The sequence below is a fragment of the Paracoccus fistulariae genome (assembly GCF_028553785.1).
GTDB classification, from domain to species: Bacteria; Pseudomonadota; Alphaproteobacteria; order Rhodobacterales; family Rhodobacteraceae; genus Paracoccus; species Paracoccus fistulariae.
The window spans coordinates 915605-939993 of the sequence record NZ_CP067136.1; the positions used below are offsets into that span (position 1 = coordinate 915605).

General features: G+C 63.3%; 20 protein-coding genes, 1 tRNA gene and 4 pseudogenes. 9 read left to right on the forward strand and 16 right to left on the reverse strand.

Going from position 1 to position 24389, the window contains the following annotated elements; translation table 11 throughout:
* Window positions 1–8: 8 nt before the first annotated feature.
* From atpD to JHX87_RS04560, 5 genes are read right to left on the reverse strand one after another with little or no spacing between them, the layout of a single operon-like run.
* Entirely contained in the window at window positions 9–1433 is a 1425-nt protein-coding gene (gene atpD / locus JHX87_RS04540) for a F0F1 ATP synthase subunit beta (RefSeq protein WP_271882705.1), read from the reverse strand.
* 46 nt (window positions 1434–1479) lie between these two features.
* Window positions 1480–2526 carry a glycosyltransferase family 4 protein gene (locus tag JHX87_RS04545; protein ID WP_271882707.1) on the reverse strand — a complete coding sequence of 349 codons (1047 nt, stop codon included), beginning with the start codon at window positions 2524–2526 and terminating at the stop codon, window positions 1480–1482.
* A complete protein-coding gene (locus tag JHX87_RS04550; RefSeq protein WP_271882709.1) occupies window positions 2526–3407 on the reverse strand; it encodes a F0F1 ATP synthase subunit gamma in 882 nt (293 codons plus the stop codon). Before JHX87_RS04550 ends, JHX87_RS04545 begins: the two co-directional genes overlap by 1 nt.
* 12 nt (window positions 3408–3419) lie before the next feature.
* Window positions 3420–4955 carry a F0F1 ATP synthase subunit alpha gene (gene atpA / locus JHX87_RS04555; protein WP_271882711.1) on the reverse strand — a complete coding sequence of 512 codons (1536 nt, stop codon included), beginning with the start codon at window positions 4953–4955 and terminating at the stop codon, window positions 3420–3422.
* Window positions 4955–5515: a F0F1 ATP synthase subunit delta gene (locus JHX87_RS04560; protein ID WP_271882713.1), complete on the reverse strand. Its 561-nt coding sequence runs from the start codon at window positions 5513–5515 to the stop codon at window positions 4955–4957. Before JHX87_RS04560 ends, atpA begins: the two co-directional genes overlap by 1 nt.
* Window positions 5516–6079: 564 nt before the next feature.
* Here JHX87_RS04560 and JHX87_RS04565 point away from each other — a divergent pair.
* Entirely contained in the window at window positions 6080–6601 is a 522-nt protein-coding gene (locus JHX87_RS04565) for a GNAT family N-acetyltransferase (RefSeq protein WP_271882715.1), read from the forward strand.
* A gap of 445 nt (window positions 6602–7046) precedes the next feature.
* On the opposite strand, the gene JHX87_RS04570 is transcribed toward JHX87_RS04565, so the two are convergent.
* Complete coding sequence (locus JHX87_RS04570) at window positions 7047–7835, reverse strand: class I SAM-dependent methyltransferase (RefSeq protein ID WP_271882716.1); 789 nt, start codon at window positions 7833–7835, stop codon at window positions 7047–7049.
* Between the two features lie 57 nt (window positions 7836–7892).
* On the opposite strand from JHX87_RS04570, the gene gloB reads away from it, so the two are divergent.
* Both gloB and clpA read left to right on the forward strand, forming a co-directional pair.
* The gene (gloB, locus tag JHX87_RS04575; protein ID WP_271882718.1) at window positions 7893–8639 is read left to right on the forward strand and encodes a hydroxyacylglutathione hydrolase; all 747 of its coding nucleotides are present in this window, start codon (window positions 7893–7895) and stop codon (window positions 8637–8639) included.
* Between the two features lie 214 nt (window positions 8640–8853).
* A complete protein-coding gene (gene clpA / locus JHX87_RS04580) occupies window positions 8854–11178 on the forward strand; it encodes an ATP-dependent Clp protease ATP-binding subunit ClpA (protein WP_271882719.1) in 2325 nt (774 codons plus the stop codon).
* Between the two features lie 75 nt (window positions 11179–11253).
* Here clpA and JHX87_RS04585 read toward each other — a convergent pair whose 3' ends face one another.
* From JHX87_RS04585 to JHX87_RS04600, 4 genes are read right to left on the reverse strand one after another with little or no spacing between them, the layout of a single operon-like run.
* Window positions 11254–11898 carry an aminotransferase class IV family protein gene (locus JHX87_RS04585; protein ID WP_272833839.1) on the reverse strand — a complete coding sequence of 215 codons (645 nt, stop codon included), beginning with the start codon at window positions 11896–11898 and terminating at the stop codon, window positions 11254–11256.
* A complete protein-coding gene (locus JHX87_RS04590) occupies window positions 11859–12983 on the reverse strand; it encodes an aminodeoxychorismate synthase component I (RefSeq protein WP_271882722.1) in 1125 nt (374 codons plus the stop codon). The genes JHX87_RS04585 and JHX87_RS04590 overlap by 40 nt, the downstream gene beginning before the upstream one ends.
* A complete protein-coding gene (mfd, locus tag JHX87_RS04595) occupies window positions 12980–16426 on the reverse strand; it encodes a transcription-repair coupling factor (RefSeq protein WP_271882724.1) in 3447 nt (1148 codons plus the stop codon). The genes JHX87_RS04590 and mfd overlap by 4 nt, the downstream gene beginning before the upstream one ends.
* Before the next feature lie 58 nt (window positions 16427–16484).
* Window positions 16485–17057, reverse strand: a complete 573-nt coding sequence (locus JHX87_RS04600) for a hypothetical protein (protein ID WP_271882726.1) — start codon at window positions 17055–17057, stop codon at window positions 16485–16487.
* Window positions 17058–17167: 110 nt separating this feature from the next.
* Here JHX87_RS04600 and hemB point away from each other — a divergent pair, with 110 nt between their 5' ends.
* On the forward strand, window positions 17168–18166 hold the full coding sequence (hemB, locus tag JHX87_RS04605) for a porphobilinogen synthase (RefSeq protein WP_271882727.1): 999 nt from the start codon (window positions 17168–17170) through the stop codon (window positions 18164–18166).
* 104 nt (window positions 18167–18270) lie between these two features.
* On the forward strand, window positions 18271–18870 hold the full coding sequence (locus JHX87_RS04610) for a lipid-binding SYLF domain-containing protein (protein WP_271882729.1): 600 nt from the start codon (window positions 18271–18273) through the stop codon (window positions 18868–18870).
* A 5-nt stretch (window positions 18871–18875) separates the two neighbouring features.
* Here the strand turns inward: JHX87_RS04610 and JHX87_RS04615 are convergent, their stop codons facing one another.
* Window positions 18876–19520: a GntR family transcriptional regulator gene (locus JHX87_RS04615; RefSeq protein ID WP_271882731.1), complete on the reverse strand. Its 645-nt coding sequence runs from the start codon at window positions 19518–19520 to the stop codon at window positions 18876–18878.
* A gap of 42 nt (window positions 19521–19562) precedes the next feature.
* Complete coding sequence (locus JHX87_RS04620) at window positions 19563–20252, reverse strand: M48 family metallopeptidase (protein WP_271882733.1); 690 nt, start codon at window positions 20250–20252, stop codon at window positions 19563–19565.
* A 127-nt stretch (window positions 20253–20379) separates the two neighbouring features.
* On the opposite strand from JHX87_RS04620, the gene JHX87_RS04625 reads away from it, so the two are divergent.
* The 3 genes from JHX87_RS04625 to JHX87_RS04635 all read left to right on the forward strand — a co-directional run bounded on the left by JHX87_RS04625 (window position 20380) and on the right by JHX87_RS04635 (window position 21665).
* Window positions 20380–20694 carry an FYDLN acid domain-containing protein gene (locus tag JHX87_RS04625; protein ID WP_271882734.1) on the forward strand — a complete coding sequence of 105 codons (315 nt, stop codon included), beginning with the start codon at window positions 20380–20382 and terminating at the stop codon, window positions 20692–20694.
* 300 nt (window positions 20695–20994) lie between these two features.
* Window positions 20995–21070, forward strand: a tRNA-Ala gene (locus JHX87_RS04630).
* Window positions 21071–21239: 169 nt separating this feature from the next.
* Window positions 21240–21665, forward strand: coding sequence for an AAA family ATPase (locus tag JHX87_RS04635; protein WP_271882736.1), 426 nt, complete (start codon window positions 21240–21242; stop codon window positions 21663–21665).
* A gap of 61 nt (window positions 21666–21726) precedes the next feature.
* Here the strand turns inward: JHX87_RS04635 and istB are convergent.
* Window positions 21727–22598: pseudogene (gene istB / locus JHX87_RS04640) on the reverse strand (IS21-like element helper ATPase IstB).
* Window positions 22595–22855, reverse strand: a pseudogene (locus JHX87_RS04645) (IS21 family transposase); the annotation flags it as partial. The pseudogenes istB and JHX87_RS04645, both read right to left, overlap by 4 nt.
* A 1-nt stretch (window position 22856) precedes the next feature.
* Between JHX87_RS04645 and JHX87_RS04650 the strand changes: the two are divergent.
* Window positions 22857–23033: pseudogene (locus JHX87_RS04650) on the forward strand (IS5/IS1182 family transposase); the annotation flags it as partial.
* Here the strand turns inward: JHX87_RS04650 and JHX87_RS18515 are convergent.
* Window positions 23016–23108: pseudogene (locus JHX87_RS18515) on the reverse strand (Mu transposase domain-containing protein); the annotation flags it as partial. The pseudogenes JHX87_RS04650 and JHX87_RS18515 sit on opposite strands and share 18 nt — an antisense overlap.
* A gap of 399 nt (window positions 23109–23507) precedes the next feature.
* Window positions 23508–24152, reverse strand: coding sequence for a hypothetical protein (locus JHX87_RS04660; protein WP_272833841.1), 645 nt, complete (start codon window positions 24150–24152; stop codon window positions 23508–23510).
* Window positions 24153–24389: the final 237 nt, after the last annotated feature.

Here is a 24389-nt window from a genome sequence, read left to right on the forward strand (position 1 = left end):
TTGCCCCCTTACGCGGCTTCGCTTGCCAGACGCTCGGCCTTGGCTTTCACTTCGTCGATATCGCCGACCATGTAGAAGGCGGCTTCCGGCAGGTGGTCATATTCGCCGGCAACGACCGCCTTGAACGAGGCGATGGTCTTTTCCAGCGGAACCTGAACCCCGTCCGAACCGGTAAAGACCTTGGCAACGTCGAAGGGCTGCGACAGGAAGCGCTGGATTTTCCGGGCACGGGCCACGGTCAGCTTGTCCTCTTCCGACAGTTCGTCCATGCCCAGAATGGCGATGATGTCCTGCAGCGACTTGTATTTCTGCAGGATGCCCTGAACGTCGCGGGCGACCTGATAATGCTCTTCGCCGACCACGGCCGGGTCAAGGATCCGGCTGTTGCTGTCCAGCGGGTCCACGGCCGGGTAGATCCCCAGTTCCGAGATCGCACGCGACAGAACGGTCGTGGCGTCCAGGTGGGCAAAGGTCGTGGCAGGCGCCGGGTCGGTAAGGTCGTCGGCCGGCACGTAAACGGCCTGGATCGAGGTGATCGAGCCTGCCTTGGTCGAGGTAATGCGTTCCTGCATCGCGCCCATGTCGGTGGCCAGCGTCGGCTGATAGCCCACGGCCGAAGGGATGCGGCCCAGAAGCGCCGACACCTCGGAACCTGCCTGGGTAAAGCGGAAGATGTTGTCCACGAAGAACAGAACGTCGGTGCCGGTGGCATCGCGGAACTGTTCAGCCAGGGTCAGACCGGTCAGCGCGACGCGCATCCGGGCGCCCGGAGGCTCGTTCATCTGGCCATAGACCAGTGCCACCTGCGAATCCGCCAGATTGTCCGGCTTGATAACGCCCGATTCCACCATCTCGTGATAAAGGTCGTTGCCTTCACGGGTCCGTTCACCCACGCCCGCGAACACGGAATAGCCCGAGTGCACCTTGGCGATGTTGTTGATCAGTTCCATGATCAGAACGGTCTTGCCCACACCGGCGCCGCCGAAGAGGCCGATCTTGCCGCCCTTGGAGTAAGGCGCCAGCAGGTCGATCACCTTGATGCCCGTCACCAGAATTTCCGAGCTGGTCGCCTGGCTGGCGAAGTCCGGCGCGGGCTGGTGGATGGCGCGGGTTTCGGTCACTTCGATCGGCGCACCTTCGTCAACCGGCTGGCCGACGACGTTCAGGATGCGGCCCAGCGTCACGTCACCCACCGGAACCATGATCGGTCCACCGGTATCGGTCACGGCCTCGCCACGAACCAGACCTTCGGTCGAGTCCATCGCGATGGTGCGGACGGTGTTTTCGCCCAGATGCTGCGCGACTTCCAACACCAGCTCCTTGCCGTTGTTCGAGGTCGTCAGAGCGTTCAGAATCGCCGGCAGGTGGCCGTCGAACTGCACGTCCACAACAGCGCCGATCACCTGGGTAATCTTACCTTTGGTTTCTTGCATCCTTTTTTCCTTCACTCGAGCGCGCTTCCGTCCGTACGGCAACGCATCAATGACACATCTCGGGCGCCGACGCAGCGCCCTGTTTATTTCCTGTTACCCGGTCAAGAACTTCCCGCAGTGCTTTACCGGCAGCCTCATCCGAAAAATTCTCTTGCCAGCGACGATAGCCGGCCCGAGCCAGCTTGTCGCAAAGCTCCTGATCTTCCATCAGCGACAAAATCGCATTGCGCAGACCGGCCACGTCCTTCGGCGCAACCAGCAGAGCATCCTGTCCATCCGTCAGATAGTCGCGCGTTCCGGTACAATCGGTCGCCACGATCGCCTTGCCCATGGCCATGGCGGTCAGGAATGTAACCTGACCGGCCGCGTTCTGGGTCTCTGCGATGGGCACGACGTTTACCCGGGCAGCAGAGGACAAGGACAGGCATTCCGCCATGCTCAGCCCGTTTCTGACCTCGACATTCGCGGGGATGTCGATCCCCTGAATGACGTCGGGCTTGGCAATCAGCAATGTCTTCAGACCAGTCCCCTCTACCGCGGCGCAGAAGCTGCGATAATCGCGACCGGCCGATCCCATGGCGATCACGTCGAAACGCTCGGCCGAGGGCTCGACATTGATCGTGCCCCGCTGACAAGGCACGAAGGTCAGCCGGGACTCCGGCAGATCGAAAGCCTTCGCATAGACCGGGATCTCTCCGCGGGAATGCGTGATCAGCAGCGAGGCACGCTTGAACAGCTTGCCCGCGACACGCGCGGCGCGCCCCTTGCTTCCACCACCGAAATTGAAGCTCCAACCGATGACGCGGGTCGAGCTGAACATGGCTGCCTTCCAGAAGCAGCAGGCCAGGGTCAGTGGCGGGAAGTTGGCAATGACAACATCCGACCGCTGGTTCATGGCACGCCGCGCCTGGCGGAAATGGCGCCGCCATTCGGCAAGATTGGTGGTCTTGCCCCGGCGATGCCAGGACACGGCTTCCTCCGCCCCGACCTTCACAAACCGATAGGGCGCGGCGGGATCGACGAAATCGTCGATCCACCTGCCATCGGCTGGAATGCTGGGGTGAACGACCACCACACTTACCTCTTCTTTCATCAGAGCGCCTCGGCACCCGAGATGATTTCGATCAGTTCCTTCGTGATCGCAGCCTGCCGCGAACGGTTATATTCGGTCGTCAGCCTGTCGATCATGTCGCCTGCGTTGCGCGTGGCATTGTCCATGGCCGTCATCCGCGCGCCCTGTTCAGAGGCGGCATTTTCCAGCAGCGCGGCAAAGATCTGCGTCGCGACCGAGCGGGGCAGCAGATCGGCCAGAATGGCCTCTTCGCCCGGTTCGTAATCGTAAAGCGACGAAGCTCCTGCGGCGTCCTCGGCACCTTCCGGCACTTCCGCCGGAATGACCTGACGCGCCGTCGGTACCTGGCTGATCACCGATTCAAAGCGGTTGTAGAAGATCGTTGCGACGTCATAGTCGCCCGCTTCGAAACGGCTCAGAACCTCATCCGCGATGTCGCGCGCGTTGTCATAGCCGACACGCTTCACCTCGGACAGATCGACGTGATGGATCAGATGGCTGCCGTAATCGCGCTTCAACTGCTCGCGGCCCTTCTTGCCGACGGTCAGGATGGTGACATCCTTGCCTTCGCCGCGCAGACGCTCGGCATATTGCCGGGCCAGCTTGACGATCGAGCTGTTGAAACCACCGGCCAGACCACGTTCCGAGGTCATCACCACCAGCAGCTGCTTCTGATCCGAGCCCGTGCCCGACAGCAGGCGCGGTGCGGTTTCCGAACCGGCCGCATTCGCGGTCAGCCCGGCCATCACCGCCGACATGCGGTCGGCATAGGGGCGCGCGGCCTCTGCCGCATCCTGCGCACGGCGCAGTTTCGCGGCAGCGACCATCTGCATCGCCTTGGTGATCTTCCGCGTATTCTTGACGCTTCCGATCCGGTTTTTAAGGTCCTTGAGACTGGGCATCTATTCCCCCTCTCAGGCGCGGGTCTTGCTGTATTCGTCCAGCGCCGCCTTGATGGCATCTTCCAGATCACCGGCAACCTTGCGGTCGTTCTTGGTCATATCGTCCAGAAGATCGGCTTTCTGATTGCGCAGGAACTGCAGCAGACCGTGTTCCCATTCAACGACCTTGGCCACCGGCACATCGTCGATATAGCCTTTGGTCCCGGCATAGATCACGATGACGATTTCGGCATTGGTCAGCGGCTGGTATTGCGGCTGCTTCATCAACTCGGTCAGGCGGGCACCACGGTTCAGCAGGCGCTGCGTGGCGGCGTCCAGATCCGAACCGAACTGTGCAAAGGCCGCCATTTCGCGATACTGCGCCAGTTCCAGCTTGACCGGACCAGCGACCGATTTCATCGCCTTGGTCTGCGCAGCCGAACCGACGCGGCTGACCGACAGACCGGTGTTCACGGCCGGGCGGATGCCCTGGAAGAACAGTTCGGTTTCCAGGAAGATCTGGCCATCGGTGATCGAGATCACGTTGGTCGGGATATAGGCCGACACGTCGCCTGCCTGGGTTTCGATGATCGGCAGCGCGGTCAGCGAACCGGCACCGTTATCCTCGTTCAGCTTCGAGGCACGCTCCAGCAGGCGCGAATGCAGGTAGAACACGTCGCCCGGATAGGCTTCGCGTCCCGGCGGACGACGCAGCAGCAGCGACATCTGACGATAGGCAACGGCCTGCTTGGACAGGTCATCATAGACGATCAGCGCGTCCATGCCGTTATCGCGGAAATATTCACCGATGGCTGCACCCGAGAAGGGCGCCAGATACTGCATCGGGGCCGGATCGGATGCGGTCGCGGCGACGACGGTGGTATAGGCCATCGCGCCGGTCTCTTCCAGCTTCTTCACCAGCTGCGCCACGGTCGAGCGCTTCTGACCGACGGCGACATAGACACAGTGCAGCGTCTTCATGCCATCGTCTTCGCGGCCGTTATAGTTCAGCTGGTTCAGGATCGCGTCCAGAGCCACGGCGGTCTTGCCGGTCTGACGGTCGCCGATGATCAGTTCGCGCTGGCCACGGCCGATCGGGATCATGGCGTCCACCGCCTTGATGCCGGTCGCCATCGGCTCATGCACGGATTTGCGCGGCATGATGCCCGGCGCCTTGACGTCGGCCACGGCGCGGGTGTCGGTTTCGATCGGGCCCTTGCCGTCGATCGGGTTGCCCAGGGCGTCGACGACGCGGCCCAGCAGCGCCTTGCCAACCGGCACGTCCACGATGGAACGGGTGCGCTTGACGGTATCGCCTTCCTTGATGTCGCGGTCGTCACCGAAGATCACGACGCCGACATTGTCGGTTTCAAGGTTCAGCACCATCCCGCGGACGCCGCCGGGGAATTCGACCATTTCACCGGCCTGAACCTTGTCCAGACCATAGACGCGCGCAATCCCGTCACCGACGGACAGCACCTGGCCAACCTCGGCCACCTCGGCCTCCTGACCGAAATTCTTGATCTGATCCTTGAGGATGGCCGAAATCTCGGCAGCCTGGATTCCCATTATCCGACCTCTTTCATAGCATTCTGGAGGGAGGCGAGCTTCGAGCGGACCGAACTGTCGATCATCTGAGAGCCCATCTTAACAATCATGCCGCCGATGAGGGTTTCATCGACGCTGGTTTTGAGTTTGACCTTTTTGCCCGACTTCTCGGACAGCGTATCGGCCAGACGCTTTTGCTGTTCATCGCTCAGCGCGACGGCGCTGATGACATCGGCGGTCACTTCGCCACGTTCCTGCGCGATCAGGTCGCCCAGGCGGGTGACAAGCTGCGGCAGGACGAACAGGCGACGGTTCTTGCCCATCAGTTGCAGGGTGTTGGCCAGCGTGGCCGACAGACCCATCTTGGATGCCAGCGCGGCAATGGCGCTGGTCTGCTGTTCGCGTGTATAGATCGGGGAATTGATCAGATCCCGAAGATCGCTGCTGTCCGCCAAAGCGGCATCAAGATCCTGGACCTGCTGGGCCAGAGCATCCAGCCCCCCCTCTTCCTTGACGATGTCAAAGACGGCCTGGGCGTAACGCCCGGCGATGCTTTGGGACATGGAAACGGTGTTGGCCACGGTCATCCTTCGCGGTTAACGCACACCCCGCCGACGGGCCGACCAGCGATTGATCGGTCTGAAGCGGGGCATCGGTGAACAGATGGGCGGCGCCCGACGGGTGACGCCCTCAAATCTGCGGCGTCTCTAGCAGCAGATTTACCGCCCTGCAACCGCCTTGGACACGGAAATGAGAGCGGCTGGCGCAGCGATGTCGCATTCGTTATCGGAAAATCGCGCGGATCGGCGGCCAGAGGGCAGCGCAGGCGATCCACAGGCGTCCCAGCAATTTTTCGCGACGCTGCGGATCGCCCCCTTCCCCAAGGGCACCCTGCCCGCCTGCGCGGATCTGACGCGCCGAATCTGTGGCTGTTTTCAGGATCCCACTATCGCCTCTCAGACATTCCTGGCTTTCGGCCAGAGTCCTGACCCAACCGACCGCTTCAACCCGGGCAGATCAACGTCGGCTTTGAGCCCAAAGTTCCGGATGCCGCATTGTGTTTGAATGGCGACTTTCCGCTAAGCGCGACCGCTCGCTATACTGAACTTGCTTGGAACCCAGGACTGCGATCAGAAAGGCGTCCGATGAAAAATCTCACGACTGCACCCGTGCTGACAACGCAGCGGTTGATTTTGCGTGGACCCGAACGGAGTGATCTACCGGAGTTCACCCGCTTCATGACCAGTGCCCCGTCGATGGTGGCTCAGGGCGAGACGGTCACAGCGGAACAGGCTTGGTTCGGGTTTCTGACTGGAGTTGGCCACTGGCATTGGCACAGCTTCGGCTTCTTTATTGTCGTTGAACGGCAGACTGGGCACCCGGTCGGCAGAGTGGGCCTGATCAAGCATTCCAACTGGCCGGACGTAGAGCTGGCATGGCATCTGTTCGAAGGCACGGAGGGAAAAGGCTTTGCAACGGAAGCTGCGATTGCCGTCAAGGAATGGGCCCGTGAGGAATTGGGGTTAGATCGGCTATACAGCTACATTGACCGGGAGAATGCCCGTTCACAGGCTGTGGCGAAGAGGCTTGGTGCCGTCATTGAAGGAACGCAGGCCCCGCATGAGCCAGAGGCGGATGTATGGGTTCACTCAATGGAAAGCCATTGAGACAAGCCGGGGTGAAGGCGCTGACCCGATGCACCAAAAGTGCCAGCAACAACTTGGAAAACCTCGGGCCGTGGGATGATTTCGAATGGGGTATGTTGAATGGCAAGCTCTCCGCTCTGCGTTGGGTCTTGGGAGACTAATGGGACATGCTCGACACATGATTACACGGCGAAGTTCTGCGCCGTCCTGCCTGTTCAGGGCAGCGCGCTAAACGTCTGTTTCCTGCGCATCACTGCCGTTCGTCCTGGGCGCGGCGAACGGCAGAAGTGTCCGCGCTGCTTACCTTGGGATAGGTCGTGGTAAAGGGCCGGTCCATGTTAGAATCGTATGACGTTTGGGCCATTATTGCTTGACGCCGCCCCTTGATGAGATTCAGAAATTCCGGTGCTTCGCGTCGATGGTGCGCGACGTTCGAAAACCACGTGCGAAGCTGCAAGCACGGCAATCAGTCCGCAGATTCTTTTTTCATCCGCCGCAAAGCCTCTTGCCGACCGGGGCGCGGGCGGGCGATGCCGCCCAGCACCTCGATCGGGTTGGGCACATGAACCGGACTGCCCGCCGTGACCGCGCCCTGCACCTGTTTCGTCAGCTCGGTCAGCACCACGCCCGCGATCAGCACGCGGCTGATCCGCGTGCCCGTACGCTCCCACATATTGGCCGTGCGCAGCCAGAACCGGCGGTCAGAGGGCGGGATATAGACCGCCGCGCCGGTCCAGCCGCTGACAAAGCCCGCGCGACGGGTCTGGGCCTCAAGCTGTCCGGCGGTGTAGCTGCGGCCAAAGCCAAAGGGCGTGCTGTCAGATGCCGCCCACAGCCCCGCGCGATTGGGCACCATGATCAGGATCCGCCCGCCGGGACCAAGGACGCGCCATGCCTCGGCCAGAAGCGCGTCGGGGTGGTCGCTGGTTTCCAGCCCGTGCAGGATTACCAGCCGGTCCAGACTGCCGGTATCGATGGGCCAGGCGGTCTCGTCACAAAGCACGCTGTGATTGGCCATGCCCGCAGGCCAGGCCATCACCCCTTGCGGCCCGGGCATCAGCGCCGTCACCCGCCGCGCTTTGGACAGATAGGGCCGCAGCATCGGCGCCGCGAATCCATAGCCCGCCACGCTCATCCCCGTCGTCAGGCCGGGCGCCCAGCGTTCCGTCAGCCGGTCGCGCAGGATACGCTGCACCGCGCGCCCAAGGGCACGCTGATAATAAAACCGTCTCAGATCCTCGATATCGTGATGCATTGCACCCCGGCCCGGTGTTTGTCACTGTCAGCACATCATATGGACAAGGATTTGCCAATGGCACTGGAACTGGTCACGCTGCGATGCCTGAAAGACAATTACGCCTATCTGCTGCATGGCGATGAGGGCACGATCCTGATCGACGCGCCAGAGGCCGACCCGATCCTGAACGAACTGACCGCGCGCGGCTGGTCGCTGGATGCCATCCTGCTGACGCATCATCATGCCGACCATATCGATGGCGTGCCCCGGATCGTGGCCGAAACCGGGGCACGTGTGATCGGCAATGGGGCTGACGCCGCGCGCCTGCCGCCGCTGGATCAGCCCGTAGAGGCAGGCGAGCGGATCAGCATGCTGGGCGAGCCGGTCGAGGTGATTGACGTCTCTGGCCACACCATCGGCCACCTGGCCTTTCATTTCCCCCGCTCTGCATATGCCTTTACCGCCGACAGCCTGATGGCCATCGGCTGCGGACGCCTGTTCGAAGGCGATGCCGACATGATGTGGGACAGCCTGTCGCGGCTGGATGCGCTGCCGGGCGAGACGCTGATCTGTTCGGGCCATGATTACTGCGCCGCCAACGGTGCCTTCGCCCTGTCCGTGGATGCCGAAAATCAGGCCCTTCGCGCGCGTCTGGATGCGGTGCAGCGCGCCGAGCAGCCCTGCGCCCCCGCCACGCTGGACGAAGAGAGGGCGACAAACCCCTTTCTGCGCGTCGCCGCCTTGCGCGACAGCCTGGGAATGCCCAACTCACGGGATGCGGATGTTTTCAGGCGGCTGCGAGAGATGAAGGACAAGTTCTGATTGTCCCGCATTGCCCTTTTCACCGGTTCCGCAATCTTGAAAAACCGGCTTGCCGATATCACATCTGCCTCAACCACCGGAAAATCGCGGCATCAGGCGCAAAAAGCACTTGATACCTGTCGAAATCCACCAAATCTTAACTGTATCGTGACAGTCTGGGCAGGTGGGCCGCTAAATATGCCCATACCGCCAGTCGACTGACAGGAGACGACCCGTGCCAAGTTTCTCGACCTCACTGGAACAGGCCATTCACCAGGCGCTTGCGCTGGCGAACGAACATCGACACGAGCTTGCAACGCTGGAACACCTGTTGCTGGCGCTGACCGAGGAACCGGATGCGGTCAAGGTCATGCGCGCCTGCAACGTGGATCTGGAAGAGCTGCGCAAGCTGCTGATCGAGTTTATCGATGATGACCTGTCCACCCTGATCACCGATGTGGATGGCTCTGAAGCCGTCCCGACCGCTGCATTCCAGCGGGTCATTCAACGTGCCGCCATCCATGTTCAAAGCTCGGGCCGGGAAGAGGTCACCGGCGCGAATGTGCTGGTCGCGATCTTCGCCGAACGCGAATCCAACGCCGCCTTCTTCCTGCAGGAAATGGACATGACCCGCTATGACGCGGTCAATTTCATTGCTCATGGCGTGGCGAAAAATCCCTCCTTCAACGAAAACCGCAAGGTGGCCGGTGCCGAGGATCAGCCAGAGGCGAAGGCCACGGAAGCCGCGCAGGATGCCAAGGATGAAAGCGCGCTGGCGAAATATTGCGTCGATCTTAACGCGAAGTCGAAGAAAGGCGATGTCGATCCGCTGATCGGCCGCTCGGGCGAGGTCGAGCGTTGCATCCAGGTCCTGTGCCGCCGCCGCAAGAACAACCCGCTTCTGGTGGGCGATCCGGGCGTGGGCAAGACCGCCATTGCCGAAGGTCTGGCCAAGAAAATCGTCGAGGGCGAAACCCCCGAGGTTCTCTCCGGTGCCACGATCTTTTCGCTGGATATGGGCGCGCTTCTGGCGGGCACCCGCTATCGCGGCGATTTCGAGGAACGCCTGAAAGCCGTCGTCAAGGAGCTTGAAAACCACGACGATGCGATTCTGTTCATCGATGAAATCCATACGGTGATCGGCGCCGGTGCGACCTCGGGCGGGGCGATGGATGCCTCGAACCTGCTGAAACCGGCCTTGGCCGGGGGCAAGCTGCGCTGCATGGGCTCGACCACCTACAAGGAATATCGCCAGCATTTCGAAAAGGACCGCGCCCTGTCGCGCCGGTTCCAGAAGATCGATGTGAACGAACCTTCGGTCCCCGATGCGATCAAGATCCTGATGGGTCTGAAGCCGCATTTCGAAGAGCATCACGACCTGCGCTATACCAATGACGCGATCAAGACCGCTGTCGAACTGGCCAGCCGCTATATCAATGACCGCAAGCTGCCCGACAGCGCGATCGATGTCATTGATGAGGCCGGCGCGGCGCAGCATCTTGTGACCGAAAGCAAGCGGCGCAAGACGATCAGCCCCAAAGAGATCGAGGCCGTCGTGGCCAAGATCGCACGCATTCCGCCCAAGAATGTCAGCAAGGATGATGCGGAAGTGCTGCGTGATCTGGACAAGACGCTGAAGCGTGTCGTCTTTGGTCAGGACAATGCCATCGAAGCCCTGTCTTCGGCGATCAAGCTGGCGCGTGCGGGCCTGCGCGAACCCGAAAAGCCCATCGGCAACTATCTGTTCGCTGGGCCGACGGGCGTGGGCAAGACCGAGGTGGCCAAGCAACTGGCCTCGACCCTGGGCGTGGAACTGCTGCGTTTCGACATGTCGGAATATATGGAGAAACACGCGGTCAGCCGTCTGATCGGCGCGCCTCCGGGCTATGTCGGCTTTGACCAGGGCGGCCTGCTGACCGATGGCGTCGATCAGCACCCGCATTGCGTTCTGCTGCTGGATGAGATCGAGAAGGCGCATCCGGATGTCTTCAACATCCTGCTGCAGGTGATGGATCACGGCAAGCTGACCGACCATAACGGGCGTCAGGTGGATTTCCGCAATGTGATCCTGATCATGACCTCGAATGCCGGGGCGTCGGACATGCAGAAGGCCGCGATCGGTTTCGGCCGCGAGCGTCGCGAGGGCGAGGATACCGCCGCCATCGAACGCACCTTCACGCCCGAGTTCCGCAACCGTCTGGACGCGGTGATCAGCTTTGCGCCGCTGTCGCGCGAGGTGGTCATCCATGTGGTCGAGAAATTCGTGCTGCAGCTGGAAGTTCAGCTGATGGATCGCAACGTCCATATCGAACTGAACCCGGAAGCCGCCGACTGGCTGGCAGAAAAGGGCTATGACGACAAGATGGGTGCCCGTCCGCTGGGCCGCGTCATTCAGGAGAACATCAAGAAACCTCTGGCCGAGGAATTGCTGTTCGGTCGTCTGCAGAAAGGCGGCGTGGTCCGGGTGAAGATCGAGGATGGCAAGCCTGCCTTCGACATCACCGGGCCGGAGGCGCTGCGGATCGGCAAGAAGACGACGCCCTTGCTGACCGCGGACTAAGTCCTTGCTGACAGCGAGCTAAGATATCGCAACGAACCCCTGCCCCGCCGGGCGGGGGTTTTTCTTTGATCCGGCTCAATCCAGCCCGTGAAGCTCTGCGCCGATCATGCCGCGAAGCGCGTTGCCCATGATCAGCCTGCCGGTTTTCAGATCTTCGGGATACAGCACCGCCTCACGCGCGGCGCCCGATTCCAGCAATACCTGCCGCAGGATGCCCGGCAACAGCCCGGATGACAGCGGCGGGGTCAGCAGCCTGCCCTCGCGGCGCAGGAACAGGTTGGTGATCGTGCCTTCGCAGAGTTCACCGCGCTCATTCAGCAAAATCGCTTCATCCATGCCTGCGGGCATTGCCGCGCGGGCCGCGTCATAGACCGGTCGATGCGAGGTCTTGATCCGCAGCCAGGGATCCCCGCTGCCCAGCCGCTGATCGGACAGGACGACCTGCCAGACCTGCGGGTTGCGCGGCAGGGGATGGCAACTGGCCTCGACCCTGCCCGCCGCATCGACGGTCAGCCGGACCCGGCTGACATCGGTGAACCGCAGCGCCGCCAGCGCGCGGCCCACCGCATCCTCATCCAGCGCAAAGCCGACAGCCGCGCAGTTCCGGCCAAGCCGCGCCAGATGCAGCGGCCAATGCGCAATCGCGCCCGACGCGGTACCGCGCATGGTTTCAATGACGGTCAGATCTGCGGGGATCGGCCCAGGAACGCGGATTTGCATAGCGCCTCTTCCCATTCGGATCCGGCTTCGCTGTCATGGACAATGCCGCCGCCCACCTGCAGATGCAACTGCCCCGACGCTTCCAGCACGGGCGACCGGATCGCTACGTTGAAGCGCATCGGCCCGGCCGGATCCAGCCAGCCGATGGCGCCGCAATAGATGTCACGCGGACGCTGTTCCAACTCGGCGATGATCTCCATCGCGCGGATCTTGGGCGCGCCGGTGATCGAGCCGCAGGGAAACAGCGCGGTCAGGATCTGGGCCAGCCCGGCATCCTGGTGCAACTGCCCGGTCACGGTCGAGGTCATCTGAAAGACGGTGGCGTAGGGCTCGATCTGAAACAGCTGCGGAACGCGCACGCTGCCCGGCAGGCAAACCCGGCTGAGGTCATTGCGCAGCAGATCGACGATCATCAGATTTTCGGCGCGGTTTTTTTCCGATGCGGCCAGCGCCTCGGCCATCTGGAGGTCCTGTTCCGGCGTCGCGCCGCGCGGCATCGTGCCCTTCATCGGGCGGGTCGCGATCTGACGGTCGGCGTCGACGGCAAAGAACAGTTCGGGACTGCGCGACAGAATCGGCGCGCCGTCCAGATCGACAAAAGCCCCCTCGCCCACCGGCTGCCGCCGCGCCAGTTCCGCATAGATCGCCAGCGGATCGCCCGAGACCCGCGCGCGCATCGGAAAGGTCAGGTTGATCTGATAGCAATCGCCCGCCTCGATATAGCGCCGCACCGCCGCAATCGCCGCATCGTAATCCGCCCGCGACCAGAGCGGCTCGGCAGGTCCGATGCGGACCGGGGAGCGGGGCAGATCCGGTGGCGCCTCGGGGCCGTCGAACACCCCCATCAGGATCAGCGGCGCCGCGCGCCCCTCTGGCATCAGGTGATGCAGGCGCGGAATCAGCGCATAGCCCAGTTCGTAGGACAGATAGCCCGCCACCCAGAGGCCACTGGCGCGCGCATCCTCGACCCGCGCCAGGGCAGCGGAGACCTCGGCAATACTGTCAGCCCGGATCAGATCGCGCGGCTGCCGGAACAGCGTGCCCCCCGCCAGCGGACCCTGATCGAACAGGAGGCGTCCGCTCACTTCGCGGCCTTTGCCTTGACCGCCAGATCACGCGCGATGCCGAAGGCGCCCTTGATCCGTTCATTATCCGTCGACCAGTCGCGGCGGATGACGATCTTGTTGTCGGTAACCTTCGCCTGTCCGCGCTGATCGGTGATGAATTCGACCAGACCGGCGGGATTGGGGAATTTGTCGTTATGGAACTGCACCGTCGCGCCCTTGGGCCCGGCATCCAGTCGCGCGATATTGGCGCGCTTGGCCATGGCTTTGATACGGATGACCAGCAGCAGGGTGTTCACCTCACGCGGCAGCGTGCCGAAGCGGTCGATCAGCTCGGCGGCAAAGCCCTCCAGCTCGACCTTGGTGGTCAGCTCGGCCAGACGACGATAAAGGCCCAGACGCACATCCAGATCGGGGATATAGCTTTCAGGGATCGTCACCGGCACACCAAGGTTCAGTTGCGGCGCCCATTCGTCCTCGGGTGTGCCCTCGATCTCGCCGGATTTCAGCTTGGTAATCGTTTCTTCCAACATCTGCTGATAAAGTTCGAAGCCGACCTCCTTGATATGGCCCGACTGTTCTTCGCCCAGCAGATTGCCTGCCCCGCGCAGATCCAGATCCTGACTGGCCAGGTTGAAGCCCGCGCCGAGACCGTCAATAGAGCCCAGGAACTTCAGCCGTCGCATGGCCTGCGGGGTCAGCGGCGTGCCGGGTTTCGTGGTCAGATAGCAATAGGCGCGGGTCTTGGACCGGCCCACGCGGCCGCGGATCTGGTAAAGCTGGGCCAGACCGAACATATCGGACCGCCAGACGACCATGGTATTGGCCGTCGGAATATCCAGCCCCGATTCCACAATCGAGGTGGCCAGCAGAACGTCATGGCTGCCATCGTAAAAGGCGTTCATGCGCTGATCCAGATCGCCCGCCGCCAATTGCCCATGCGAGACGATATAGCTGACCTCGGGCACGTTCTCGCTCAGCCAATGTTCGACATCGGGCAGGTCCGACAGGCGCGGCACGACGAAAAAGCTTTGCCCGCCGCGATATTTTTCGCGCAGCAGCGCCTCGCGGATGGTCACACCGTCGAATTCGCTGACATAGGTGCGGATCGCCAGACGGTCCACCGGCGGGGTGCCGATGATCGACAGATCGCGCACCCCGGTCAGCGACAGCTGTAGGGTGCGCGGGATCGGGGTCGCGGTCAGGGTCAGCACATGGATATCGCTGCGCAATTCCTTCAGCCGTTCCTTGTGGCCGACGCCGAAATGCTGCTCTTCGTCGATGATCAAGAGGCCCAGATTCTTGAACCGCACCTGCTTGGCCAGCACGGCATGGGTGCCCACGACGATATCGACGCTGCCCTCGGCCAGACCGGCGCGGGTCTGGGCGGCATCCTTGGCGCTGACAAAGCGGGACAGCGGGCGGACATTGATCGCGGTGCCGCGAAAACGCTCGGCAAAGGTCTTGTAATGCTGGCGCGCCAGCAGCGTTGTGGGTGCGACCACCGCCACCTGCATCCCCTGCGAGGCGGCGATAAAGGCCGCGCGCATCGCCACCTCGGTCTTGCCGAAACCGACATCGCCGACGACCAGACGGTCCATCGGACGCCCGGCGGCCAGATCGGCGGCGACATCGTCAATGGCGGCGGCCTGATCGTCGGTTTCGCTATAGGGGAAGCGGGCCGAGAAGCTTTGCCAATCGTGGTCTTCCGGCTCCAGCACCGGCGCCGGACGCAACAGCCGTTCGGCCGCCACCCGCATCAGCTTATCCGCGATCAGCTTGATGCGTTCCTTCAACCGCGCCTTGCGGGCCTGCCATGCGCCGCCGCCCAGACGGTCCAGCAAACCCTCTTCATGGCCATAGCGGGTCAGCAATTCGATATTCTCGACCGGCAGGAACAGCCGGTCCCCGCCCGCATATTCCAGCGCCACACAATCATGCGGCACGCCCGCCGCCGTGATGGTTTCCAGCCCGGTATAGCGCCCGATGCCATGTTCGACATGGACCACCAGATCGCCGGGGCTGAGGCTGGTCGTATCCTTCAGGAAATTCTCGGCCCGGCGGCGTTTGCGGGCGCCCCGGATCAGACGGTCGCCCAGCACATCCTGTTCCGAGATCACCGCGACAGAACCAAGCGCCTGCCCTTCGGCCACGAACCCCTCTTCTAGCGGCCAGACAGTCAGACAGATGGTGCCGGGCTGCGCGGGCATGTCGCGCAGATCGGCGATGGTCTTGACGGCGCTCAGCCCCTCATCGGCCAGAAGCCCCTGCAAGCGTTCTCTTGCGCCGTCGGAAAAGCTAGCCAGGATCACCCGGTGATCGCGGTTCAGCACCCGGATATGATCGGCCAGCGCCTTGAAGAGGTTGATCGATTCTGCCTGACGTTCGGGCGCGAAATTGCGCCCCGGTCGCCCCCCTGCATCCAGCACCCCCGGCCCCGGCGGTTGCGGCAGCACCGACAGGCGCAGCACCCGATGGGGCGCCAGCCAGGCCGTCCATTCCTCGGGCATGGGAAACATCACGTCCGGTGGCACCGGCTTATAGACGGTATCGCTGCGCGATTTGGCGGCCAGCGCGGCCTTGCGGGCCTGAAACTGTTCGCGGATCATCTCGCGCCGGGCCTCGATCACCTGACCCAGATGATCGTCCAGCACGACCGAGGCATCGGGAAGATAGTCGAACAGGCTTTCCATCCGCTCATGGAACCAGGGCAGCCAATGCTCCATCCCCGCCATCTTGCGGCCTGCGCTGACCCCCTCATACAGCGGATCATTGGTGCCGCCGCCATATTCGGCCCGGTAATTCTGCCGGAAGCGGGTGATAGAGGGCTCATCCATGATGATCTCGGACATGGGTGCCAGTTCGATCTTCGACAGCTTTTCAGTGGTCCGCTGCGTGGCCGGGTCAAAGCGGCGGGCGCCGTCCAGCACATCGCCGAACAGGTCCAGACGCACCGGCCCGGACTGACCGGGCGAATAGATGTCGATGATGCCGCCGCGCACGGCGTAATCGCCCGGCTCGGTCACCGAGGGCGCCTGCACGAAGCCCATCCGGGTCAGGAAATCCCGCAGGCCGGCTTCGTCCACGCGGCTGCCCACTTGCGCGGCAAAGCTGGCGCCCGCGACCAGATCGCGCGCGGGCAGGCGCTGCAGCACCGCGTTCAGCGTCGTCAGCAGCACGAAGCCGCCCTTGATCCGGCCCTGCGCCAGCGCCGCCAGAGTCGCCATCCGCGTCGCCTGCAGATCGGGCGAGGGCGAGACGCGATCATAGGGCGTCGTTTCCCAGGCCGGGAAATCCAGCACCACCAGTTGCGGCGCCATGAAGGCCAGCGCGGCGCGCATCGCGGCCATGCGCCGGTCGTCACGGGCGATATGGATCACGGGCCTGCCCCGCGCGGCCTCGCGCGCGATCAGGGCGGCGTCATAGCCCTCGGGGGCACCGGAAAGGATCAGATGGTCGGACATGGCCTGTCAGGTAAAGCGCCAAGCGGTGAAGTCAAGCCAGCCCGGCACGGCACGTGCGTTAAATCCCGAAGGGATGCCTGATCATCCAGATCGTGCCCCAGAAGGCCGTCGCCGTCACCGAGACGATCGACAGCAGGCTGATGAAGCGATGATGCCAGGTCATCTGCTGAACCGCCTGCCGGGCCAGATGGCTGACCGGGATGGCGCCGGTCTCGGCCTGTTCCATCAGCGGCGTCAGGCGGCGGACCAGATAGATGCGCATCCAGAACAGCAGGAAAAAGGGCAACAGCAGCAAGGTCAGCGCCTGCGCCGCCTCCAGCAGGTAAAAGAACCCCAGAATCGCCAGCGACGACAGGCCAAAGCCGCTGATGGCAAGGAAGACGGCCCCTTCGGTCCGGCCAAGCTGCAAGCGCGGCAGGGTCAGCGACAGCCAGTCCAGCAGGCTCATCACCTCGGGCGATTCGGCGCGGCCGCTGCGCAAGGCGCCCCGCGCCCGCGTCAGGATCTCGACCGGCACTCCGATCACGCGGCGCCCCGCGACCGACCACAGGCCGAAAAGTAAAATCCAATACCAGACGGTGCTGAAAGAGCGGCTGTCCAGAAGGGCCAGAAGGCTGTTCAAAATGGCCACGCGGGCTTCCTTGTTCTTATCGTGGCGCGACCTTAAAACGAGCCGAAGCCGAAAGAAAGTCGCAGGCCCGATCTTTGCCCGCGCCGCCGACAGCCTGAAAGGACGACCTCATGGCAAATCCGATCATTGCCCCCTTCCCCGCCACGCGCCTGCGCCGCCTGCGCCGCACCGCCAGCATCCGCGCCATGATGTCCGAGGTGAACCTCAGCACCGCCAATCTGATCTGGCCGATCTTCGTGACCGAGGTTGCGGGCGCCGAGGGCGAGATCCCCTCGATGCCGGGGGTGCAGCGCCTGACGCTGGAGGGCGCGAAACGCGCGGCGGAACAGGCGGCAGAGCTGGACATCCCCGCCATCTGCGTGTTTCCCCATTCCGATCAGGATCTGAAAACCGAAGCCTGCGAGCGGGCCTGGGATCCGGACAATATCGGCAACCAGGCGATCCGCGCGATCAAAGAGGTCGCCCCGCAACTGACCGTGATGACCGATATCGCGCTGGATCCCTATAACGCCAATGGCCATGACGGCATCGTCGTGGATGGCGAGATCCTGAATGACGAAACCGTCGATGCGCTGGTCAGGATGGCGCTGGTTCAGGCCGATGCCGGGGCCGATCTGCTGGGGCCGTCCGACATGATGGACGGCCGCATCGCCGCCCTGCGCGCCGCGCTGGAGATGGAGGGGCACAAGAATGTCGCCATCCTGTCCTATGCGGCGAAATTCGCCAGTGCCTATTACGGGCCGTTCCGCGATGCGGTCGGCGCCTCGGGCCGTCTGGTCGGCGACAAGAAAACCTATCAGGTGAACCCCGCCAACCGGAACGAGGCGATCCGCTGCGTCGCCCGCGATCTGGCCGAGGGTGCGGATATGGTGATGGTCAAGCCGGGCATGCCCTATCTGGATATCTGCCGCGCGGTAAAGGATCAGTTCGGCGCACCGACATTCGCCTATCAGGTCAGCGGCGAATACGCGATGCTGGAGGGTGCGATCCGCAATGGCTGGCTGTCGCGCGATGCGATGATGGAAAGCCTGCTGTGTTTCCGCCGTGCGGGTTGCGACGGCGTGCTGACCTATTTCGCGCCGCTGGTGGCGCAGGCGCTGCGCGGCTGAAAGCAGCGGGTGACAGGTTCCGCGTTTTCCCGTAACCTCGGGCGCAAAACCGTCATCAGCGACGATAACAGGCGAAAATGGGGCATATAATGAGTATGACAGACATGAACAGACTGAACCGACGCACGCTTCTGAAGGGGGCTGCGGGGACTGCGCTTCTGGCCGCAGCCGGGTGCAGCAATGCGGTGGGCACGAATGCCACCGCCTCGCTGGATGCCCGCGTCGATGCGACCAATCAATTTCTGCTTCAGAACTACCCCTCGGCCCAGGGGCTGATCGACGGGGCCAAGGGTGTGCTTTACATGCCGCTGATGACCGAGGCGGCGCTTGGCGTGGGCGGTGCCTATGGTCAGGGTGCGCTGCGCATCAACGGGGCGACGGTCGATTACTATTCCGCGACTCAGGCCAGCTTCGGCTTTCAGGCAGGGGCGCAGCAATATGCCCATGTGCTGATCTTCCAGACCGATCAGGCCCTGGCCGCCTTCCGCGCGGCACCGGGATGGGTGGCAGGCGCAGATGCCTTCTATGCGATCCCCGCCGGCGGCATGTCGCTGGGGGCCGATACCGTCACCGCGCAATATCCGGTGGTGGCCATGATCTTCGGTCAGGCCGGCCTGATCGCCGGGGCCGCGATCGAGGGGACGAAATACAACCGCATCATCCCCTCGGCCATCCCGACACTGGGCGTACAGCGCCGCGGCTGATCGCGCTATGCAGCGGTCAGATGCCGCAAGCCGTGGGTGACATCGGCACGAACGGCAAGGCGAAGGGCAGGCTCATCCCCTGCCCTTAACGCTGCCATGATCATGCGGTGATGGCGCGGCGGCTCGTTGCGCTTGACCCGGCCATAAAGCGCCCGCATCGTCGGCCCAAGCTGCAGCCAGATGGTTTCCAGCATCGCCAGCATCGCCGGGGCCTGCGCCCGCAGATACAGCATCCGGTGGAATTCCAGATTGCAGCGGATATAGCCGACAGCGTCGTGATTTTCGACCGCATCGGCGATCCGGGCATTCATCTGCGCCAGCCTGTCGATCAGCGCCAGATGGGCGCGCGGCAGCGCCCGCGCCGCCAGTTCCGGCTCGATCAGCGCGCGCAGCGCGGCCAGCTCCTCGATCCGCTCGTCCGACAGCGCGGGCGTCGAGACGCGGCCCGAGGCCGTCAGCGTCAGCGCGCCTTCGGCGACAAGCCTGCGAACCGCCTCTCGGGCCGGGGTCATGGAAAGGTGATATTCCCGCGCAATCCCGCGCAGCGTCAGCGGCTTGCCCGGGGCCAGCTCGCCCAGCATGATGCGGCTGCGAAGGCTGCGGTAAAGCCGCTCATGCGCGGCGGGATCCGGGGGGCGGCTGATGGTCATGGCAGATATGTGATCACAGCCGCGCGCCGCGTCAATCCCCGATCACGCGTCGCGAAATTTCCACGCCATCAGCGACCCGCCCTGATCGCGCAGCCAGGCCCTGTGGCGCGCGAAATCGGGCATCAGCCCCTCCACAGCGGCCCAGAAGCGCGGGGAATGGTCCATATGCGCCAGATGCGCGACCTCATGCGCGGCGACATAGTCCAACACCTCGGGCGGCGCCATGGCCAACCGCCAGGAAAACATCAGCCGCCCGTCGGATGTGCAACTGCCCCATCGCGATTTCGTGTCCCGCAGCGCAATCGCGCGGAAGGACCGGCCCAGTGCCGTCGCATGGCGATCGCAGGCCAGGGTCAGCCGCTGATGCGCCAGATGCTTCAGGAAGGCCTGCACCACCGGCCCGACCGGCCGCGTGGCGGGCACCTGCAACTGGCCCTCCTGCAACTGCACCATACGCACCGGCGCGGGCGTGATCGTCAGCACCTGCCCCTCGACCGGCAAACGCGCCCCCGCGCCGACCAGCGAAGGCCCCGGCATCCGCGCCGCCGTCCTGCGCAGCCAGTCCGCCCGCGATTCCGCGAATGCTCGGCCCTCGGACAGGGCAAGGGATCCGGGCAGGGTCAGCACCGGCGGCCCGCCATGGCGCGGCACCCGCAGCGTCATCCGCCGCGCCCGGGCCGAGCGCCGGACAAGCAGCCGGATTCCATTGCCTATCGTGATCTCGTCGCTCATTGCCCTACCGCTTCGGCCCCGGCATCCCATATTGGAGCATGCTTTGACTTAGAAAGCCTTTGACACCCCCTGTTGCCTGTGGCAGGGGGTCCACCGATTTCCCTAAACGCGGCGGAAGGAGAATGCCATGCCCAAAGAGGAATGGGGTACGAAACGCCTGTGCCCGCATTGCGCCACGCGCTTCTATGATCTGAACAACGATCCGATGACCTGCCCGGCCTGCAGCAACCAGTTCACGGTTGAAAGCATGAATGAAGGTCGCGGCAAGGCCCTGGTCAGCGAAAAGACCTCGACCAATGACGACGATGAAGATCTGGTCGATGATGACGATCTGGACGATGACAGCGGCGATATCGACGACGATCTTCTGGAAGAGGACGACGACGATGGCGATGTCTCGCTGGATGAGATCGCCGACGTCGCCGATGACGACGAGGACTGAGGAAGGCTGAAGTCCCGCCAGACCGGCAATATCGCCTCTCCGGCGGTTTTTTCAGGCCCCTCCCCCAAAACTGCACGGCCCGGGATATGCGACCCCACGCGCATCCCGGGCTTTGTCATGCCCGCCCTCTGGCACGCAGTCGGGCGCCGAATTTTCCCGGCCGAATCCGCGCTGCACGGCCATACCCGACCTTCTGGAAAATTTCCGTCCGACGGGTGAATTTTCCGCTTGCACCCCGCTGCCACCCCCCCTATACGACGCTCCACAGCGACGCGCCAAAGCGCCTCGCAGACCTCCGGTGGGGCCATAGCTCAGTTGGTAGAGCGCTTGAATGGCATTCAAGAGGTCAGGGGTTCGACTCCCCTTGGCTCCACCACTCCGCACTTGAAAAGCACCAGATAGTTCTGCCTTTCTCGTCAAAGGTTTTGCCTCTGCCGCGCAGACCGGTGCTGTTTTCCCTGCGAAAATCCATGCTGCTTTGATCCGCGCCCATAGCGTGTCGATCACGTTGCAGCCCTTCCCCCTGCCAAACCCGAGGATGGCCCATGAGCGACCATTTCTTTGTCGTGACGGGCGGCCCAGGTGCGGGCAAGACCAGCCTCATCACCGAGCTCGCCCGACGCGGCTTCCACACGATCCCCGAAGCCGGCCGCGCGATCATTCGCGAGGAAATGCAGAGCGGCGGGGACGCCCTCCCCTGGGCGGATCGCATGGCCTATGCTGAACGGATGCTGGAGCGCGATCTCCGCGCCTACGAGGACGCTCAGGCCCTCTCAGCCCCCGTGATCTTCGACCGAGGCATTCCAGACATCATGTGCTACCTGACCCTCTGCGCCCTCCCCCTGCCGCCCCACGTCACCGCCAAGGCAGCCCGCTACAACCGTCGCGCCTTCCTGGCATCGTGCTGGGATGAGATCTTCACGCAAGACAGCGAACGCAAGCAGACTCGCGCCGAATCCGAAGCGACCTGAGAAGTGGCTCAGTTTGACTTAACAGTTTTCGTCCGTTTCCTTAAGTGGTTTTCCGCCTCGGTTACGCCGCCTCCAGATCGGGGAGCAGCGGGTTGAAGTAGGCTTGATTGGGCGTCCTGCTGTCAAGCGATGAATGGGCGCGGCGGCCGTTGTAGAAGCCGATGTAACGCCCGATTCCGGCACGCGCCTCGGACACACTGGCGTAGGCCCGAAGGTAGCTGTCGCCGTTCATCTCGAGGATGTTGACGTGGTGGGTCGGCCGATCAAGCAGTGCGCCGGTCAGGCGTTCGGTGCCGAATGTTTCGGTCCATTCATCGAACGGCAGGTTGCTGGTAACCATGGTGGACCCACGTTCGCAGCGCTGCGAGATCAGCTCGAACAGCAACTCGGCGCCGGTTTTTGATAAGGGCACGAAGCCCAGTTCGTCGATAATGAGCAGCTTGACGGTGGCTATCTGTTTCTGGATGCGCAGCAGGCGGCGTTCGTCGCGGGCCTCCATCAGCTCGTTGACCAGCGCGGCGGCGGTGGTGAAGCCGACCGTCATCCCCTTCTGGCAGGCCGCCAGCCCGAGTCCGAGGGCAACGTGGGTCTTGCCCGTGCCGCTCGGGCCGAGGGCGATGACATTCTCGCGCCGGTTAATCCAATCACAATGGGCAAGCTCCAGCACTTGCATCTTGTTGAGCTTGGAATCGCCCTGAAGTCGAAGCTGTCCATCCTCTTGGCCGCCGGGAACCTCGCCGCCTTGATGCGGAGCTCGATCATCCGCCGCTCGCGGTCGATTAGCTCCAGCTCGACCAAGCGGGCCAGGAACTGGACGTGATCCTCGCCTTCTGCGGCACATTGGCGGGCGAGCCTGTCGTATTCCCGCAGGAAGGTCGGCAACTTCAGCGTCTTCAGATGATCCGCAAGCAGGATCTTCGGGGCCACGGTCATGCCGCACCCCCCGAAAGCAGGGTCATGTAGCTGGCCGCCGAGGTGGTCTCGACATCGGCGCGCGGCAGATATGGGTAGATGTCGAGGTCCAGCCTGGGCGGCCGTTTCTCGACCTGACAGAGGATGAGGTGCTTGACGGCATCGAACCCGACCGGGCCCAGTTGCAGCGCCCTCTTTACCGCCGCGTGCAGGTCGTCGACGTCGAAGGTTTCCAGAAGGCGAAGGACTTGGACATACTCGCGGCGCCCGGTCTTGATCAACCTTTTGTTCCGGTGGTTCGTTGGCTTGGAGATCGACGATCCAGCCTAGGTGCCGACAGTCTTCACCAAGAACCGCGACCGGATGCTGACCACCGACATGTCGCGTAATGTGATGGCGGCAATACTCGCTCACCGAGAAGTCGCACGGCTGTTGTCGAACGACCGCGTCGGCATAGCCTCTGATCCAGACGTCGCGGTGGCCGTAGGCGACCGGCACCGAGTAATCGTTGGTCTTGTAGCGCACCAAGGCTTACCGCCCCTGATATAAAACCTCAGCCCTCCGAGCTTCTCCTTCACCTGCGCGACCTGAAATTCATTCAGGCCATCCTCCCGGATAATGGCGGACAGGTCAGCGCTGAGGCGTTCGATCAGCGGATACCAGCCCGGCCCGCAGAGGAAGCCGTATTCCAGCAGGCTGCCGGTCCAGGGGCCGGGTCCGTAAACGGCCGGCCAGGCGCGCATGATACGCAGGGCTTCCGGCGCGATGGGATCATCGTTGGTCATGTCTCATTCTTTCATCAATTCATATTGTCCGAAGCACCGTCTGCGGTGGGTCAATGCCGCATTGGTGCGGCTTCAAGATCAGCAGCCCGGTCCAGCAGGCGGAGCACCGTGCGCAGGCTGTGCCGCTTTGGTGGCGGGGCGGCGGTCAGCGCCTCATCAGGGCCGCGATCGCGCCTGCCGACAACCCGCGCCTTTCGCCCTGGCTTTGCGCAAAGCCGGTCAGGTCGGCCAGGGTCAGCGGGTCAAGCCGCACCGGCGGGCAGCGGCTCAGCAAAGGCGCGGGCAGATGCCGACAATGATTGCTGGTCAGCAACCAACCCACCCAGCTCATGTCGAAACTCAAGCCCGGCCAGCCCTCGCGGACCGAGCGGCGCATGGCCTGCCAGACGATCTCGGTCGCGGGCGCCATCCAAGGCATTTCGGCATGCAGTTCGGCCGCCAGTTCATCGGCGCGATGTTCGTTCGGGATCCGGATCAGGGTGACGCCGCCGCGCAGCGCCTGCAGGCGTTCGCGGTCCTCTGATTTCAGATGCCGCAGCCCGGAAGCGGCCTCGCGGCGCTCCAGGATGCGCCTGGTGCGACGGCCGATCTTGCGAATGTCTGCGGTGCTTATGGCGGGACGCGCGAGCATGGTTTCGGGGTTATCGTCGATGACCTCGGACAGATCATGCGCGTCAACCGGGTCTATATCCCGCAGCTTGCGCAGGTGCGTCGTGAACCGCACTTCCAGGGTCTGGCGGGTCTGGGCCGGATCGAAAAACCGCGCTTCGATGAACGGAATTCGGGACATGGGGAACCTCATCAAGGGGCCGTGGCCGCGGCGGATCGCGAGGCGATGGCGCCGCTGCTGGCTGGTTGAATTCAGGAACCCGGGTCGGGATGAGGGATGGACCGCGACCCAGATGAGGTCAATGGGAGGGCCCGCGGCCAGAGAAAACGCGCCGCCAGCTGGCGACGCATTTGCGGGATTTGACCAGCGCCTTGATATCAAAGAAAAAAGCCGGAATCCCCGCATCCAATGGCAGTT

Bases quoted from the DNA above. Each gene is read 5' to 3' on its own strand.
- atpD (WP_271882705.1), bottom strand. From the start codon at position 1,433: ATGCAAGAAACCAAAGGTAAGATTACCCAGGTGATCGGCGCTGTTGTG.
- JHX87_RS04545 (WP_271882707.1), bottom strand. From the start codon at position 2,526: ATGAAAGAAGAGGTAAGTGTGGTGGTCGTTCACCCCAGCATTCCAGCC.
- JHX87_RS04550 (WP_271882709.1), bottom strand. From the start codon at position 3,407: ATGCCCAGTCTCAAGGACCTTAAAAACCGGATCGGAAGCGTCAAGAAT.
- atpA (WP_271882711.1), bottom strand. From the start codon at position 4,955: ATGGGAATCCAGGCTGCCGAGATTTCGGCCATCCTCAAGGATCAGATC.
- JHX87_RS04565 (WP_271882715.1), top strand. From the start codon at position 6,080: ATGAAAAATCTCACGACTGCACCCGTGCTGACAACGCAGCGGTTGATT.
- JHX87_RS04570 (WP_271882716.1), bottom strand. From the start codon at position 7,835: ATGCATCACGATATCGAGGATCTGAGACGGTTTTATTATCAGCGTGCC.
- gloB (WP_271882718.1), top strand. From the start codon at position 7,893: ATGGCACTGGAACTGGTCACGCTGCGATGCCTGAAAGACAATTACGCC.
- JHX87_RS04585 (WP_272833839.1), bottom strand. From the start codon at position 11,898: ATGCAAATCCGCGTTCCTGGGCCGATCCCCGCAGATCTGACCGTCATT.
- mfd (WP_271882724.1), bottom strand. From the start codon at position 16,426: ATGTCCGACCATCTGATCCTTTCCGGTGCCCCCGAGGGCTATGACGCC.
- hemB (WP_271882727.1), top strand. From the start codon at position 17,168: ATGGCAAATCCGATCATTGCCCCCTTCCCCGCCACGCGCCTGCGCCGC.
- JHX87_RS04610 (WP_271882729.1), top strand. From the start codon at position 18,271: ATGAACAGACTGAACCGACGCACGCTTCTGAAGGGGGCTGCGGGGACT.
- JHX87_RS04615 (WP_271882731.1), bottom strand. From the start codon at position 19,520: ATGACCATCAGCCGCCCCCCGGATCCCGCCGCGCATGAGCGGCTTTAC.
- JHX87_RS04620 (WP_271882733.1), bottom strand. From the start codon at position 20,252: ATGAGCGACGAGATCACGATAGGCAATGGAATCCGGCTGCTTGTCCGG.
- JHX87_RS04625 (WP_271882734.1), top strand. From the start codon at position 20,380: ATGCCCAAAGAGGAATGGGGTACGAAACGCCTGTGCCCGCATTGCGCC.
- JHX87_RS04635 (WP_271882736.1), top strand. From the start codon at position 21,240: ATGAGCGACCATTTCTTTGTCGTGACGGGCGGCCCAGGTGCGGGCAAG.
- JHX87_RS04660 (WP_272833841.1), bottom strand. From the start codon at position 24,152: ATGTCCCGAATTCCGTTCATCGAAGCGCGGTTTTTCGATCCGGCCCAG.